Raw genomic sequence first — 15,271 nt, 5'->3', positions numbered from 1 at the left:
GTTCAGGCCTGCGCGACCTTGAGGTCCGCCGGAGCGGTGGCGGCCGGGGACGCGCGGGGAACGAGGACGCGCACGATGTACAGGCCCGCCAACGCCGACAGCGCCATGCAGCCCGTGATCACCCAGAGCAACAGGCTGGGACTGCGGTCGAGCAGCGCGGGCGTGACGAACGCGACGCCGGCGAAGACCCCTCGCGAGACGGCGTAGGTGATGCCCTGCGTGGTGCCCCGGGTGTCCGCGGGCAGCGTCAGCTGCGACCACACCTTGTAGTTGGCCTCACCCGCGAAGGGATAGGTCAGTTGGTAGAGGAGGTAGAAGACGAGGAAGCCGACGATGGTGCCCACGGTGAGCGCGGCGATCGCGAAGGCGGCGATCTGCAGGACCGTGGTGACGTAGAACATCTGGTCGCGGCGCGGACCGTCGGCGATCCGGACGAAGGCGAGCGTCAGCAGCAGGCCGATCGGGAGACAGGCCAGGTTGATGCCGGTTGCCACGCTCTGCGAGGCGCCACTGACGGTGACCAGCAGATACGTCGTGAACTGGCCCACGGTGTTGGCTCCCAGGCCCCAGGTGACGTAGAAGGCGAAGGTCGCGAGCATGGGCACGAGGGCGGCACGGCTCCAGACGTTCCTGAGCGCGACACCCTGCTCCGCGAGTGGCTTCTCGTCCGCGACCCGGTCCTGCTCCGGGTCCGGACCGGTGGCCAGTTCCAGCTTGGAGCGCAGATGCCAGGTGACGAGTGCGGCGACCGCCAGATGGCCGGTGATGAGGCGGGCCCCGAGCATGCCCGTGTCCGACAGGGCGAAGCCGACGAAGACCACCACGATGATGCCCATCATCCACATGACCTGCGTGAACGCGATGAGCCGCCCTCGGGCGTGGTCGGGGGCCGCGTCCGAGACCACGGCCAGGGACGTCGGCAGGTCGGCACCGGCCGCGAGACCGGCGAGGAGGACACCCACCAGAAGGGTGATGTCGTCGGGCGCCAGAGTGATGACGATCGCCCCGAGGGCGTAGCAGAGGATGTCCAGGTTGTAGAGGCGGCGTCGGCCGAAGACGTCGGCGAGCCGTCCGCCGACCAGGGAACCGACGGCGATGCAGATGGTCACGATGGCGCTGATCGCACCGGCCATCCAGACGCCCATGTCGTAGGCGTCGCGATAGATGGCCAGGTTGACGCCGATGCTCACGATGAGCGCGGCATCGAGGTAGGACGCCATGCCGGAGAGGGTCGCGACCTTCCACAGGCGCTTCTCGATGGGCGGTTCCGGCTGGTTCGGGGCAGGCGAGGTTCGGGCCATGATGCGGCTCCGTCTGGGGGGAGAGGGGGTCCGAGCGGAGGGGGACGTCGCTGTTCTCGGCCGATGTCCAGCGACTATATGAGGGTAAAAACGTTCCAACAAGACGTCATGCGGCCATCCGTGGATTCGAGCTGACGGAACCGCAGATCTGGTGGGTGTCGTGGGAGTGTCCTACGGTGAGGCGGACGTAAAACGTTTTTGATCCGTGAGAGCGTCCGGGCCGCAGTCGGAAGGACCCATCCGTGATCTCTCCAGCCTTGCAACGACTGTTCGACAACCCGCCCCGGGACTTCGGCCCCACCCCGCTGTGGTGGTGGTCCGGCGCGAAGGTCACCCGTGACCGGATGGCCTGGCAGCTGCGCCGGTTCGCGGAGGGGGGCGTCCACAACCTCGTGGTGATCAACCTGGCACCGGCCGGCCCGACCTTCGGTGCCCGGACCGACGACCCGGTGTGGTTCGGCGAGGAGTGGTGGGCCCGCTTCACGGACGCCTGCGAGCTCGCCGGGGACCTGGGCATGCGCCTGTGGTTCTACGACCAGATCGGCTTCTCCGGCGCCAACGTCCAGGGGGGCATCACCCGGCGGCACCCCGAGGCGGCGGGCCGCGCCCTGCGCTCGCGCCGGGCGGTGGTCTCGGGCGGCACGGTCGCGTTGCGGGGCACGGAGACACTGCTGGGGGCGTACGACGGAGACGGCGCACGCCTGCCGGTCACCGGCCCGGCGCGGATCGAGGCCCCCGACGGCACCGAGGTGCGTCTGGTCCTCGCCGTCCCCACGGCCTTCGACTATCTGAGCCCCGCCGCCGTCGGTCGCCTGTTCGACGCCATCCACCGCGAGTACGACCGTCGCGTACCCGAGTACCTGGGCAACGTCATCGCCGGCAGCTTCCAGGACGAACTGCCCGCCACCAACTCCTGGACCGGCCGCTTCCCCGAGGAGTTCCGGACCCGGCGCGGCTACGACCTCCTCGACCACCTCCCCGCCCTCTTCACCGGCGACGACAGCACCCGGGCCCGGAAGATCCGCGCCGACTACTACGCCGTCCGTGCCGAACTCACCGAGGAGGCCCTGTTCCGCCCCCTCGCCGCCTGGCACGAGGAGCGCGGCCTGCTCCTGGGCTGCGACCAGAGCCACCCCGCCCGCTCCGGCTTCCCGGCCCAGTCGACGCAGCTCTACACGGACTACTTCCGCACCCACCGCTGGTACAGCGCCGCCGGCAGCGACCACCACGGCGACGCCAAGGTCCATTCCTCGATGGCCCACCTCTACGGCCACGAGCGCGTCTGGATCGAGTCGTTCCACTCCTCCGGCTGGGGCGGCACGCTGGAGGAGACCTACGACTGGCTGCTGCCGTTCCTGCGCAGCGGCGCCAACCTGTACAACCCGCACGCCAGTTATTTCGGCACCGCGGGCGGCTGGTTCGAGTGGGCGCCCCCGTCCACGGACTGGCGCCAGCCCTACTGGCGGCAGTACCCCGCCTTCTCCCGGGCCGTCGCACGGATCTGCTCGATCCTGTCCTGGGGCACCTACAGCGCCGACGTCGCGGTCCTGTACCCCACCGCCACCATGCAGTCCCTCATCCCCCTGGACGCCCCTGTCCAGCACTTCGGCGACGGCCGCCTCGGCGGGGCCCACGCCGACGTCGACGAGACCCAGCGTCACTACCTGGAGCTGTGCGGCACCAACAACTGGCTCGGGCCCACTGTCGGCTCCCTCGACCGCCACCGTGTCTCCTTCGACGTCATCGACGACGCCTCCGTGCAGGGCGCCAAGGCCGGAGACGGGGCCCTGCGCATCAGGGAGCTTGCGTACACCGCGGTCCTGCTGCCCTCGGCGAGCGTCCTGGAGCACGAGACGGCCCGCCGACTGGCCGAACTCCTCGACGCCGGAGGCCGGGTCGTGGTCGTCGGCCGCCCGCCGACACAGGCGGCCGGGCTCGCCGGTGACGACTCCGTCGTGGCCGCGCTGCTGGACCATCCCCGCCTGGAGCGGGTGGCCGACGCCGAGGCCGGTGGGGCGGCGGTGGCCGACGCCGCCGGATATGCGACGGGGGAGGTGCCGCTGCTCGTCAGGAGGAAGGGCGACGGGGCGGTCGCGCTGGTCACGGGGGCGTTCCCCGACGCCCGTACGCATCCGCCGAGGGACCACCACGAGATCGATCCCGCGCGGTACGCCCGGACCTCCTCGGTCACCGTGCGGGCCGCGGTCGCCGAGGCCGAGGTCTGGAACCCGGCGACGGGCACCCGCCGCCCGGCTCAGGTCACCGTCACCGACGGCGTCTCGACCATCGAGGTGCCGCTGGAGGGTGCTCCCGCCGCCCTCGTCGTCTGGCGCGAAGGCCCTCCGGCGCACGCGGTGTCCCCGTCCCTCACGGAGCCGACCGAGTCCGTCGACCTGTCGACGGGCTGGGAGGGCCGCCTTGTTCCCACCCTGGACAACACCTGGGGCGACCTTGCCCTGCCCGCCGGAGCCTCCCTCACCGAACCGCAGATCTGGACCATGCGGTGGACCGAGTCCGAGGACTCCTGGGAACCGGCACGGGCGACCTACGGCAACCGCGTCCGCGTCCTGCCGCCCGTGCCCTCCGCGCAGGCCCCGGCGCCTCTGGACCGTGCCGCCGTCGAACAAGTCCTCGCGGGGAAGCGGGAGTTGGCTTCCGCCGACTGGGGTGTGTCGCTGTACTCGTCGAGTCGTGGCATCCCGGACCCCGCCGGTCTGCTCGGCAACAAGGGTCTGGTGCCGGAGGAGTTCGTACGAGTCCCGGTGCCCGTGAGCGGGACGGCCGCCCGGGTCAGGGCCGTCGTGGAGACCGACCATCGAGGACCTGCCGACCTGCATGTCGGTGCGGCGGCGGTCAAACGCGTGTGGTGGAACGGCAGTCGACTGGAGACGGGCGGCGGCTGTCTGGCGTCGGCCCGGGTGGAGGTCGAACGGTCCCGCAACGTGCTGGAGTACGAACTGTCCGACGCGCAGGACCGGCCGCAGACCATCTCGGGCACCGCCGACACCCCGCTGGGCAGCTATTTCTGCCTCTCCCACCCGGACGGGTTCGTGCCACGCCCGCTGTTCATGCGTCTGCCCGACGGCGTACGACCGGACGGCAGTGTGACCTACCGCGGCCGGATCAGTGCCCCGGACCAGGGCGCGGCCGCGGTCCTCGTCGTGGGCGCCGCGGTGGGCGTGACCGTCCTGCTGGACGGAACGGTCGTGGCACGGCAGGAGAAGGCGGAGTACTACGAGTCCGACTGGGGCGCGGTACCGATGTTCTTCCGCCACGAACTGACCCTGGGCGGTGGCGATCACGTCCTCGACGTCGTGGCCGACAGCGTCGATGCGCGGGACGGGATCTACGTCGACCTCGTGGCGGACACGACCGCCCTGGTCAGCGGCCCCGGTTGGGAGGCCCGGACAGGGGAGTGGCACGGGCCGACCGTCGAACACGAGGGCCGCTGGGGGGAGTTGCAGCACTGTGGCGCCACGGTACGGCCGCACCCGCTGCCCGAGACCGAGTGGCTGGCCGGCGCCCCGCGACTCGGCTCCGCCGTACTGCCGCTGCGGTCCACCGACGATCTCCGGGAGGCCGGGCAGCGCTTCCGGTTCACCGTGCCGGCGGGGACCGTGTCACTCGACCTGCCCCTGGAGCTTCCCGGGCGGGTGAGGATCGACTGCGGACCCGAACTGCCGCTAGAAGGAAGTGAGTTGCGGTTGGACCAGCCACTCGGCAAGGCGGCCGAGTGCGAGGTCGTCACCGCCCCCACGGCCGTTCTGCGCGGTGGCTCCGCCTGGCGGGGACCGGTACGGGTGCGCACGGTTCCGGCGCCCCTGCCGCTGGGGGAGTGGGGTGAGCTGGGGCTGGGCGGCTGGAGCGGCGGCGTGACCTACGCGCGGACGCTGGAGGTGCCGGCCGGGGCGGACCCGGTGCTGGATCTGGGGCGGGTGCGCGGCAGCGTCGAGGTGCGTGTCGACGGTGAACTCGTCGGTGAGGCGTTCTGCGCGCCGTACCGCTTCGCACTGTGCGGCACCGCCGGACGTACCGTCCGCCTCGAGGTGACCGTCCACAACACCCTGGCCCCGTATCTCGCCGAGGCCACGCCGACCGCCTGGGCCTTCCCCTCCCAGCTTCCCTCGGGACTACTGGGGCCGGTGAGGCTGGAAAGGCGCGTCTGAGGAAGCCCCGGTGGAGTCCCGCAGGACCAGTCCCGGCGCGAACACCCTTGCCTCGTGGGCGTGTTCCGCGCGGGCCTCCACCTCGTCCAGGAGCATCTCCACGGCTGCCCGGCCGAGCTCCTCGACCGGCTGACGGACCGTCGTCAGTGTCGTGCCCACGAAGCTCGCGATGTCCAGGTCGCCGTACCCGACCACCTGCACGTCCTCCGGGACCTTCACACCGCGCTCGCCCAGCGCCCGGCACAGCCCCGCCGCGAGGAAGTCGTTGGTGCAGAACACGCCGTCGGGCAGCTCGTCGAGGCCGAGGGCTATCTCGCTGCCGTACGCCACCGTCATCTCCTCGGCGACGACCTGGCCGAGGCGGGCCTCGCGCCGGGTGCGTACGGCCTGGCGGGCGCCCTGGTAGCGGTCGGCGCACTGACGGATCGTGCGCTCACCGTTCACCACCAGGATGTCGCGCGCCCCGCGGTCGAGGAGGTGCTGCACGGCGATGCGGCCCCCCGCGATGTCGTCCACGGAGACCGAACAGCCCTCCTGGGCGGGCATCGCACGGTCCGCCAGCACGAGCGGGATACCGCGCTCGCGCATCCGCGACAGCCGGGTGGGGTCGGCGCTGAGCGGGACCACCACCGCGCCGACCGCCCGCTGTTCGATGAGCATGGTGAAGTAGCCCTGCTCCCGCTCCGGCGCGTCCCCGCTGTCGCACAGGACGAGGGAGTAGCCGTGTTCGTACGCCGCGTCCGCGGCGCCGCGCGCGATGCGTGAGTAGAAGGAGTTGGCGACGTCCGGCAGCACCAGGCCGATCGACGACGAGTGCCCGGTGCGCAGACCGGCGGCCCCCGGGTGGGGGACGTAGTCGAGGGCGGCGACCGCGTCACGGACCCGCTCGGCGGTGCGTGCGTTGACCCGCTCGGGCCGGTTCAGGACGTTCGACACCGTGGATACCGAGACCCCGGCGGCGGCCGCGACGTCCTGGATACGGGCGGGGCGAAGCGAAATGGCGTCCACCCCCTCGCTGTTGCAGCCATACGACCAGGAAGGACGCGGTCCTCGGACGCTCCTCCAGATGGGCGCCGCAAGTCTACCCCGGGCGCGAAAAAAACGTTTTCCGCACCCGGGAACCGAGGAGTCCTGAAAGTGGCGCGATCGAATGTTGCAGGCCGGACGGGTGAGGCGCACGTTGGTGGCAGCGGGAGCGCTCCCACGGCGCGCTCGCGAACGGTTGAGTCCCCCCACCCGGAAGGCACGCATGATGGCTTGTCATGATCAAGTCAAACGTAGCGGGCGCGGTCCCAAGCTGATCCTGAGCGCGCTCGTCGCCGTACTCCTCTGTCTGATCCCCTGGAGCGGTACGGCCGTCGCCCACGGCTCGGTCGTCGATCCGGCGTCCCGCAACTACGGCTGCTGGCTGCGCTGGGGCTCCGACTTCCAGAACCCGGCCATGGCGCAGGAGGACCCCATGTGCTGGCAGGCCTGGCAGGACAACCCCAACGCCATGTGGAACTGGAACGGCCTGTACCGCAACGGCTCCGCGGGTGACTTCGAGGCCGTCGTCCCCGACGGGCAGCTCTGCAGCGGCGGCCGCACCGAGGGCGGCCGGTACAACTCCCTGGACGCGGTGGGCCCCTGGAAGACGAGCAGCATCGCCGACGACTTCACGGTGCACCTCCACGACCAGGCCAGCCACGGCGCCGACTACTTCCTCGTCTATGTCACGCGGCAGGGCTACGACCCCACCACCCAGCCGCTGACCTGGGACGACCTCCAACTGGTCGCCCGGACCGGAAGGTACGCGCCCAGCCAGAACTACCTGATCGACGTGAACACCTCCGGCTACAGCGGCCGACACGTTCTCTACACGATCTGGCAGGCGTCCCACATGGACCAGACGTACTTCCTGTGCAGCGATGTGGACTTCGGCTGAGCCGCATCGAAAAACCGGCGAACCTGCACACCGTTCACCGGTCGGCCACGCGGAAACCGAAGGGTAGTCATGGCCGCACGCGCGCAGGGCTTTTTGGTGGTGGAGTGTCCGCCTTCGGAACCGCACAGCGATGAAGGGGCGTGCACCGCGGCAGCACATCCTGTGAAGGAACCGGTGGATCGGGTGACCATGTCGCGACGTCGGTGAAGCCGGGAACGGGACCGTCGGGTGGGGCACGTCCGGCTGACTGGCCGTGTCCATGCCCGGCGTGCTTCCATCCGGTGTCCCCCCTCCTTGAGGATTGCTCATGCGAAAGGAACCGCGCGCCATGAACGTCACCCCCCACATCGAGGCCGCCGAGATCGACGACGCCGACCTGGACAACGTCTCCGGTGGTGTCGCCGCCGCGACCACTGCGGGTGTCCACCTCCAGGTGGCGCACCTCGAGGTCTGCGCCGACGCCGGCGCTCTCGTCTGCGCCGAGGGTGTCGCGCTCGGCGTCAACGCCCACGTGGGCGTGAACTGACCCACACCTGCCGCGGGCCCCGGATCCGATGATCCGGGGCCTGTCGTGTTCCTCGGCGGCGTCAGCGGGCGAGGGAGACGGCGAACGGCTGGAAGCCGTGTCTGCGCAGGATGTGGGGCACCAGCAGGACCATGGCCTCGGTGGCGCGGGCCGTGGTGATGTCGCCGAGGTCCTCGATCAGGTCGGGCTGCCAGCCCAGGTCGGCGAGCAGTCCCGTGACCGTCTTCTTCGCCTGCTCGTCGTTGCCCGAGAGATAGACGGTCGGCGGGGTGGCCAGGGTTTCCGGGGCGGTCATGACCATGAACAGCATGGTGTTGAGGGTCTTGACCACCCGGGTGTCGGGCAGGGCGGCCTGGAGGTGCTCGGCGAGACTGCTGCCGGGGTAGCAGAGGTCCCCGGGCAGGCCGTCGTCGGCGTCGCGGGTCGCGTTGGAGACGTCGACGAGGATCTTGCCGGCGAGTTCGGTGCGCAGGCCGGTGAGGCGCTCCAACGCGCTGTCGCCGGGTGTCGCGTTGATCACGATGTCCGCGGTGCGGGCGGTGGTGCGCTGGTCGGCGTAGGTGACGCGGGGGTGGGCGCCCTCGGCGGGCGGCACGGCCTCGTTCTCCTCGCGTCGGCGGCCGAGGATGACGTGGTGTCCGCCCGCGGCGAGCTTCTGGGCGAGATTGCGGCCGACGCGGCCGGCGCCCAGGATGCCGATGCTGGTCATGAGGTGATGCTCCTTCGGGTGTCGGGCGGGAAGAGCGAGGGCGGTCCGTTTCGCTGTCAGACGATCGGCGAGAGGACTTCGAGCGCGGCGGCATGGAGGCCGGGAGCGGCGGCCAGGAAGTCGCGGCTGCCCGTGTTCCAGGGCTCGCCCGCCAGGTCGGTGACCACGCCTCCGGCCTCGGAGACCAGCAGGGCGCCGGCGACCAGGCCGGAGCGGACGTCGGAGAACTGCCAGAACGTGTCCATGCGTCCGGCGGCGACGTGGATGAGCTGCATCGTGGCGGGCACGGACACGCGCACGACGAGTCCGTCGGTGAGCATGGCGGCGACCGACTCGCCGATCCGCCGGAAGGTGTCCTTGTCCTCGCCGGGCTTGGCCTGGCCGGTGCCGACGAGCGCGGCGCCCAGGTCGGTCTTGGCGGACACCTTCAGGGGCAGGCCGTTGAGGCGGGCACCGCCACCGGCGACGGCGGTGTAGGTGTCACCGGTCAGCGGCAGGTGGACCACGGTGAGCACCGGCAGGTTGTCGCGGACCAGCGTGGCGGTGACGGCCCAGTCGGGCATGCCGTGGACGTGGTTGATGTTGCCCTCGGCGGGGTCGACGACCCACCACTCCCCGGCCGGGAGCGCGCCCCCGGCCAGCTCGTCCTCGGCCCACTGCGATCCCGGCCGGGCCCGCAGCAGCGGCTCCCGCAGCACCGCCAGCACCGCGTCGTCGTTGGCGTCGATCTCCTCGACGATCCCGCTCAGGCTCACGCCCCGGGCGTGCGGGGTGTACCGGTCGAGCAGGGTGCGCCCGGCGGCCTCGACGGCGGTGGTTACGTCGGACATCAGCGTCGTGTGGGCGGCGAAAGGCATGGCTGTGCTCATGGCGGGCTCCTCAAAAGGATGCGACAGGGGATTCGCTCTACCGCGGGGCGGCTTGTCCGCCCCCGCACTTCGAAGGTAGGCCCCCTCACCATTAACAACAAGTGCATGCTGATCACTTGTAGAGTTACTCCCATGCAACTGGATCTGAACCTGCTCACCGCCCTGGACGCGCTGCTGGAAGAGGGCAGCGTCACCGGCGCCGCGGACCGCCTGCACGTCACCGCACCGGCGATGAGCCGCAGTCTGGGGCGCATCCGCAAGGCCACCGGTGACCAGATCCTGGTCCGTACCGGCCGCACCATGGTCCCCACGCCCCGCGCGCTGGCCATGCGGACCGAGGTCCACGCCCTCGTGCAGCAGGCCCACCACCTGCTCTCCGCGCGGCAGGAACTGGACCTGGCCACCTTGGAGCGGGTGTTCACCGTGCGCTGGCACGACGCCCTGACCGCCGCCTGCGGTACGGCCCTGATCGCGGCCGTGCACCGACAGGCCCCCGGAGTCCAGGTGCGGCTGCCCGCCGAACCCGGCGGGGACAGCCCCGAGTTGCGCCGGGGCGAGGTCGACCTCGAATCAAGCTCCAGTACGCCGACGCCCACCGACATCCGGCACCGCCTGGTCGGCAGGGACCGGCTGGTCGTCACCGTCCGCCCCGGCCACCCGCTCACCGAAGGTCCGTCGAGTGTCGAGCGCTACGCGGCCGCCGAACACGTCACCGTCTCGCGGCGCGGACGCCTGAGCGACCCCGTCGACGACGCCCTGACCCGGCACGGCCACCGACGCCGTGTCGTCTCCGCCACGCCCGCTGCCGCGATCGCGCTGCAACTCGCCCACGACACCGACCTGGTGGTCACCGTGCCCGACGCGGTCACCCGCACGGCCCGCGAGCGACTCGGCCTGATCACACTCCCGCTGCCGCTCCAGATGCCGGCCGTCCCGCTGTACCTGCTGTGGCACCAACGCCACGACACCGACCGCGCCCACACCTGGCTGCTCGACCTGGCCACCGAGACCATCCAGGACCTGTTCGCCGCACCGGCCGACTCCTGACGGGCGAACCCGGTTTCGACGGGAGGTCGGTGACATGCTGGCAGTCCCGGGGTGTTTCAGGAGGCCCTCATGCCCGAGCAGCCGTCCCTTCTCGCCGCGCTGGTGTCCGCACTGCGCGCCGGTTCGATCGAGGTCGTCGATCTCACCTCGCCGCTGTCGTCGTCGACACCGGTGATCCAGCTGCCTCCGGAGTTCGGCCAGACGGCGATCTTCGAGCTGGAGGAGATCAGCCGGTACGACGACCGTGGACCGGCCTGGTACTGGAACAACTTCCGCAGCGGAGAGCACACCGGCACGCACTTCGACGCCCCGAACCACTGGGTCACCGGGAAGGACCTCGCCGACGTGGCGTCCGTCCCGCCGCAGCGGCTGATCGCCCCCGCCGCCGTACTGGACTTCACCGCCGAGGCGGCCAAGGACCCCGACTTCCTGGTGGAGGTGGCGCACGTCAAGGCGTGGGAGGAGCACAACGGACCGCTTCCGGACGGGGGTTGGCTGTTCCTGCGCACCGGCTGGGACGCCCGCTCGCACTCCCAGGAGGCCTTCCTGAACGCCGACGAGAGCGGCCCGCACACCCCAGGGCTGTCCCCGGAGTGCGCTCGCTGGGTGGCCGAGGAGTCACCCGTGATCGGCCTGGGTGTGGAGACGGTCGGCACGGACGCCGGGCGCGGGCACTCCTTCGAACCGGCCTTCCCCTGCCACTCCTACCTGATGGGCAGCGGCAAGTACGGCCTCACCCAGCTCCAGAACCTCGCCGCGCTGCCCGCCACCGGCAGCGTCGTCGTCGCGGGACCGCTGCCCATCGTCGCGGGCTCCGGCTCACCCGCGCGCGTGCTGGCACTGGTGGAGCGGTCATGAAGGTCGCGGAGGCCGTCGGACGGGCCCTGTACGCGGCCGGGGTCGAGCAGGTCTTCGGCGTCGTCGGATCCGGGAACTTCCATCTGACCAACGCCATGGTCGCGGCCGGCGCCCGCTTCGTCGCCGCGCGCCACGAGGGTGGTGCGGCGACGATGGCCGACGCGTACGCGCGCGTGAGCGGCACGGTGGCCGCCGTCAGCGTCCACCAGGGGCCCGGACTGACCAACGCGCTGACGGGGATCGCCGAGGCGGCCAAGAGCCGCACGCCGCTCGTGGTGCTCGCGGCCGAGGTCACCCGGCCGACCTCCAACTTCTACGTCGACCAGGACGCGCTGGGGGCGGCTGTGGGCGCGCTGCCGATGCGGATCGCCTCGGCCGAGGACGCCGTGGAACAGGCGTGCGCGGCGGTGCGGCGGGCCCTGCACGAGCGGCGCACGGTGCTCCTCAACCTCCCTCTGGAAGTACAGGCGTTGGACGCCCCCGACGATGCCCTCGCTCAGGCGGCACCTCCGCCGCCGCGACCGGCGGTGGAGCCGGCCGCATCCGAAGTGGCGGCCCTGACACGGGTGTTGGAGCAGGCGCGGCGGCCGGTCTTCGTGGCCGGCCGCGGCTCCCGCTCACCCGCCGCCCGGGACGCCCTCGAAGCTCTCGCCGAGCACTGCGGCGCACTGCCGGCGACGTCGGCCGTGGCGCGCGGCCTGTTCCACGGCAACCCCTGGTCGCTCGACGTGTCCGGCGGCTTCGCGTCCCCTCTGGCGGCCGAACTCATCGGCGGCGCCGACGTGATCGTGGGCTGGGGCTGCGCGCTGAACATGTGGACCATGCGGCACGGCGCCCTGATCGGCGCCGACGCGACCGTGGTGCAGGTCGACGACGACCCCTCGGCACTCGGCGCGCACCGGGAGCTGCATCTCGGGGTCACCGGCGACGTCGAACTCACCGCGCGGCACGTCCTGGCGGCCTGCGGCGGGAAACGGCGGGGCCTGCGGACCCCCGACATCGCCGAGGCCGTCGCCACGCGCGTGCGCTGGCGCGACGTGCCGTACGAGGACACGAGTACCCGCGACCGGATCGACCCCCGCACCCTCAGCATCGCGCTCGACGACATCCTCCCCGCGGAGCGGGTGATCGGTGTCGATTCCGGCAACTTCATGGGTCACCCGAGCATGTTCCTGTCGGTGCCCGACCAGGACGGCTTCTGCTTCACCCAGGCATACCAGTCCATCGGCCTCGGCCTCGCCACCGCGATCGGCGCGGCCCTGGCCCGCCCCGACCGGCTGCCGGTGGCCGCGCTCGGCGACGGCGGCGCGCTGATGGGCGCCGCCGACCTCGACACCGTACGGCGGCTCGGGCTCCCCATGGTCGTCGTCGTGTACAACGACGACGCCTACGGGGCGGAGGTGCACCACTTCGGCCCCGACGGACACCCGCTCGGCACGGTCGAGTTCCCGCCGACCGACATCGCGGCCGTGGCCCGCGGTTACGGCTTCGAGGCGGTGACCGTGCACACGCGGACGGATCTGAAGGCGGTCAAGGACTGGGTCGCCGGCCCGCGATCCGCCCCGCTGCTGATCGACGCCAAGGTGGTGCGGGACCGCGGGGCGTGGTGGCTGGAGGAAGCGTTCCGCGGCCACTAGGGCGGCGGCGAGCCCGGGGAAAAGCAGGGGCGGGGCGCCCCGCGGTGTGCCAGCCTGGCGGACCGGATTACCCAGGGGAGCACCGATGACCACAGGACCTCGCCTCACCCCGCTGCTGGACCAGTTCGACTGGTCCTGCGAGCGCCTGGCCGGTCGGCTCGCCGGGCCGGTCATGGACAGCGGCGACGGCTCACCCACCCCGGTCGCGGCGATGACCGACGACGAGTACCTCTGGGAGCCGCTGCCCGAGTGCTGGTCGGTCCGGCGGCGTACGGACGGACCCGGGGCGCGGGCAACCTTCCTGGCCGGGACCGGCGACTGGGGCCGGGACGCAGCGCCCCACCCGCATCCCGTGCCGCCGCCGTTCACGACCCTCGCGTGGCGCCTGAGCCATCTCAGCGAGATGCTCCTCCTGCGTGCCGACCACACGGCGGGCACCCACAGCCTCACCCGCGACGACTACCGCGTGAGCGGCACCGCCGCCGACGCGATCGCCGCCTTCCACACGGCCGCCGACGCCTGGCGCACCGCGCTGCGCGCCACCGACGACACCGACCTCGACACCGTCGGCCGCTGCACCTATCCACACGGCAGCGACGCGGAGGAACCGTTCCTCGACGTCGTCTGGTGGGTCAACCAGGAAGTCCTGCACCACGGCGCCGAGATCGCCCTGCTGCGCGACCTGTACCGGGAACGGCGGCCCTGACCGCGACCAGCGGTATCAGACCGCGGGCGCCGGATAGGTCGGGTACTCCACGCCGGTCACGTGCTGTACGACCCGGACCACCTGGCAGGAGTAGCCGAACTCGTTGTCGTACCAGAGGTAGAGGATCGCGTTGTCCCCGTCGACCTTGGTGGCGCCGGCGTCGACGATCGAGGAGTGGCGCGAGCCGATGAAGTCGCTGGAGACCGCGTCGGGGGCCGTGGTGAAGTCGATCTGGCGCTTGAGGGGGGAGGTCAGCGAGACGTCACGGAGGTGGTCGAGGACCTCCTTGCGGGTGGTCTCGCGGCCCAGGCGCAGGCTCAGGATCGCGATGGAGACGTCCGGCACCGGCACCCGGATCGAACTGCCGGTGATCGGCGCCTTGAGGTCGGGCAGCGCCTTGGCGACGGCGGAGGCGGCGCCGGTCTCCGTGATCACCATGTTCAGCGGCGCGGAGCGACCCCGGCGGTCGGCCTTGTGGTAGTTGTCCAGCAGGTTCTGGTCGTTGGTGAACGAGTGGACCGTCTCCACGTGACCGCGCAGCACTCCGTACTCGTCGGCCATCGCCTTCAGCGGCGGCACGATCGCGTTGGTGGTGCAGGAGGCGCAGGACAGGATCTGCTCGTCCGGCTTGATCGTGTCGTGGTTGACGCCGTGCACGATGTTGGGGACGTCGCCCTTGCCCGGCGCGGTCAGCACGACCTTGTCGATGCCGGGGCGCAGGTGCTGGGAGAGGCCCTCGCGGTCGCGCCACTTGCCGGTGTTGTCGATCAGGATGGCGTTCTTGATGCCGTACGCCGTGTAGTCGACCTCGGAGGGGTCGTTCGCGTAGATCACCTTGATGGTGTTGCCGTTGGCGACGATCGCGCTCTCGGCCTCGTCGACGGTGATCGTGCCCTGGAACTGGCCGTGGATGGAGTCCCGGCGCAGCAGCGAGGCCCGCTTGACGAGATCCTCCGAGGCCCGCCCGCCGCCGCCCCGGACGACGATCGCGCGCAGCCTGAGGCCGTTGCCGGAACCCGCCTTCTCGATCAGCAGCCGGGCCACCAGGCGGCCGATGCGGCCGAAGCCGTAGAGGACGACGTCGCGCGGTTCACGGCGGTCGATCTTGTTGCCGCCCGTCGCGCCGGCCACGGCCTCGGCGGTGAACTCGGCCACCGACAGACCGCGGTCGTCGGCCTGGTAGATCTCGGCCAGCCGGCCGATGTCGATCTGCGAGGGGCCGAGGTCCAGCGTGGTGAGGGCCTGGACGAAGGGCAGGGTGTCGGTGACGGAGAGCTCCTCGCCGGCGATCTGCCGGGCGAACCGATGGGTCTTGAGGATGCTGACCACCGACTTGTTCACCAGGGAACGGCTGTGGAGCAGAACCGTTACGTCACGCTCCCGGTGCAGCCTCCCGATCATCGGGATCATCGATTCCGCGATCTCCTCGCGGTTCTTCCAGTCGGTGAACGAGTCGTCCTTGACAGTCACAGAATTCTCTTTCGAGCTAGGCGGCGCTCATATGCTAACCCCCCTGATGTTCTGATCG

12 protein-coding genes are annotated in these 15,271 nt (G+C 71.2%); 7 read left to right on the top strand and 5 right to left on the bottom strand.

All coding sequences use genetic code 11. The features are described 5' to 3' along the window. Positions 1 to 2: 2 nt before the first annotated feature. Positions 3 to 1,301, bottom strand: coding sequence for an MFS transporter (locus ABZT02_RS01595; RefSeq protein ID WP_356013087.1), 1,299 nt, complete (start codon positions 1,299 to 1,301; stop codon positions 3 to 5). A 242-nt stretch (positions 1,302 to 1,543) separates the two neighbouring features. Here ABZT02_RS01595 and ABZT02_RS01590 point away from each other — a divergent pair, with 242 nt between their 5' ends. Further along, complete coding sequence (locus tag ABZT02_RS01590) at positions 1,544 to 5,467, top strand: glycosyl hydrolase (RefSeq protein WP_356013085.1); 3,924 nt, start codon at positions 1,544 to 1,546, stop codon at positions 5,465 to 5,467. On the opposite strand, the gene ABZT02_RS01585 is transcribed toward ABZT02_RS01590, so the two are convergent. After that, positions 5,432 to 6,475, bottom strand: coding sequence for a LacI family DNA-binding transcriptional regulator (locus tag ABZT02_RS01585; protein WP_356013083.1), 1,044 nt, complete (start codon positions 6,473 to 6,475; stop codon positions 5,432 to 5,434). The genes ABZT02_RS01590 and ABZT02_RS01585 overlap by 36 nt on opposite strands. A gap of 244 nt (positions 6,476 to 6,719) precedes the next feature. Here ABZT02_RS01585 and ABZT02_RS01580 point away from each other — a divergent pair, with 244 nt between their 5' ends. After that, on the top strand, positions 6,720 to 7,391 hold the full coding sequence (locus tag ABZT02_RS01580) for a lytic polysaccharide monooxygenase auxiliary activity family 9 protein (protein ID WP_356013670.1): 672 nt from the start codon (positions 6,720 to 6,722) through the stop codon (positions 7,389 to 7,391). A 307-nt stretch (positions 7,392 to 7,698) separates the two neighbouring features. Beyond that, positions 7,699 to 7,917: a hypothetical protein gene (locus ABZT02_RS01575; RefSeq protein ID WP_356013081.1), complete on the top strand. Its 219-nt coding sequence runs from the start codon at positions 7,699 to 7,701 to the stop codon at positions 7,915 to 7,917. A gap of 61 nt (positions 7,918 to 7,978) precedes the next feature. On the opposite strand, the gene ABZT02_RS01570 is transcribed toward ABZT02_RS01575, so the two are convergent. After that, on the bottom strand, positions 7,979 to 8,686 hold the full coding sequence (locus ABZT02_RS01570; RefSeq protein WP_356013667.1) for an NAD(P)-binding domain-containing protein: 708 nt from the start codon (positions 8,684 to 8,686) through the stop codon (positions 7,979 to 7,981). Beyond that, on the bottom strand, positions 8,683 to 9,495 hold the full coding sequence (locus tag ABZT02_RS01565) for an inositol monophosphatase (protein WP_356013079.1): 813 nt from the start codon (positions 9,493 to 9,495) through the stop codon (positions 8,683 to 8,685). Before ABZT02_RS01565 ends, ABZT02_RS01570 begins: the two co-directional genes overlap by 4 nt. Before the next feature lie 132 nt (positions 9,496 to 9,627). Between ABZT02_RS01565 and ABZT02_RS01560 the strand changes: the two genes are divergently transcribed. The 4 genes from ABZT02_RS01560 to ABZT02_RS01545 all read left to right on the top strand — a co-directional run bounded on the left by ABZT02_RS01560 (position 9,628) and on the right by ABZT02_RS01545 (position 13,743). Continuing rightward, on the top strand, positions 9,628 to 10,542 hold the full coding sequence (locus ABZT02_RS01560; protein ID WP_356013077.1) for a LysR family transcriptional regulator: 915 nt from the start codon (positions 9,628 to 9,630) through the stop codon (positions 10,540 to 10,542). A 69-nt stretch (positions 10,543 to 10,611) separates the two neighbouring features. Beyond that, positions 10,612 to 11,400: a cyclase family protein gene (locus tag ABZT02_RS01555; protein ID WP_356013075.1), complete on the top strand. Its 789-nt coding sequence runs from the start codon at positions 10,612 to 10,614 to the stop codon at positions 11,398 to 11,400. Next, entirely contained in the window at positions 11,397 to 13,037 is a 1,641-nt protein-coding gene (locus tag ABZT02_RS01550) for a thiamine pyrophosphate-binding protein (protein ID WP_356013073.1), read from the top strand. The genes ABZT02_RS01555 and ABZT02_RS01550 overlap by 4 nt, the downstream gene beginning before the upstream one ends. Positions 13,038 to 13,122: 85 nt before the next feature. Beyond that, positions 13,123 to 13,743 carry a DinB family protein gene (locus tag ABZT02_RS01545; protein WP_356013071.1) on the top strand — a complete coding sequence of 207 codons (621 nt, stop codon included), beginning with the start codon at positions 13,123 to 13,125 and terminating at the stop codon, positions 13,741 to 13,743. A gap of 15 nt (positions 13,744 to 13,758) precedes the next feature. Here ABZT02_RS01545 and ABZT02_RS01540 read toward each other — a convergent pair whose 3' ends face one another. Continuing rightward, positions 13,759 to 15,213, bottom strand: a complete 1,455-nt coding sequence (locus ABZT02_RS01540) for a glyceraldehyde-3-phosphate dehydrogenase (RefSeq protein WP_356013069.1) — start codon at positions 15,211 to 15,213, stop codon at positions 13,759 to 13,761. Between the last annotated feature and the right edge of the window lie 58 nt (positions 15,214 to 15,271).

This window comes from Streptomyces sp. NPDC005402 (assembly GCF_040606575.1).
Taxonomy (GTDB): Bacteria; Actinomycetota; Actinomycetes; order Streptomycetales; family Streptomycetaceae; genus Streptomyces.
This window is presented reverse-complemented; position numbering and strand designations above follow the sequence as displayed.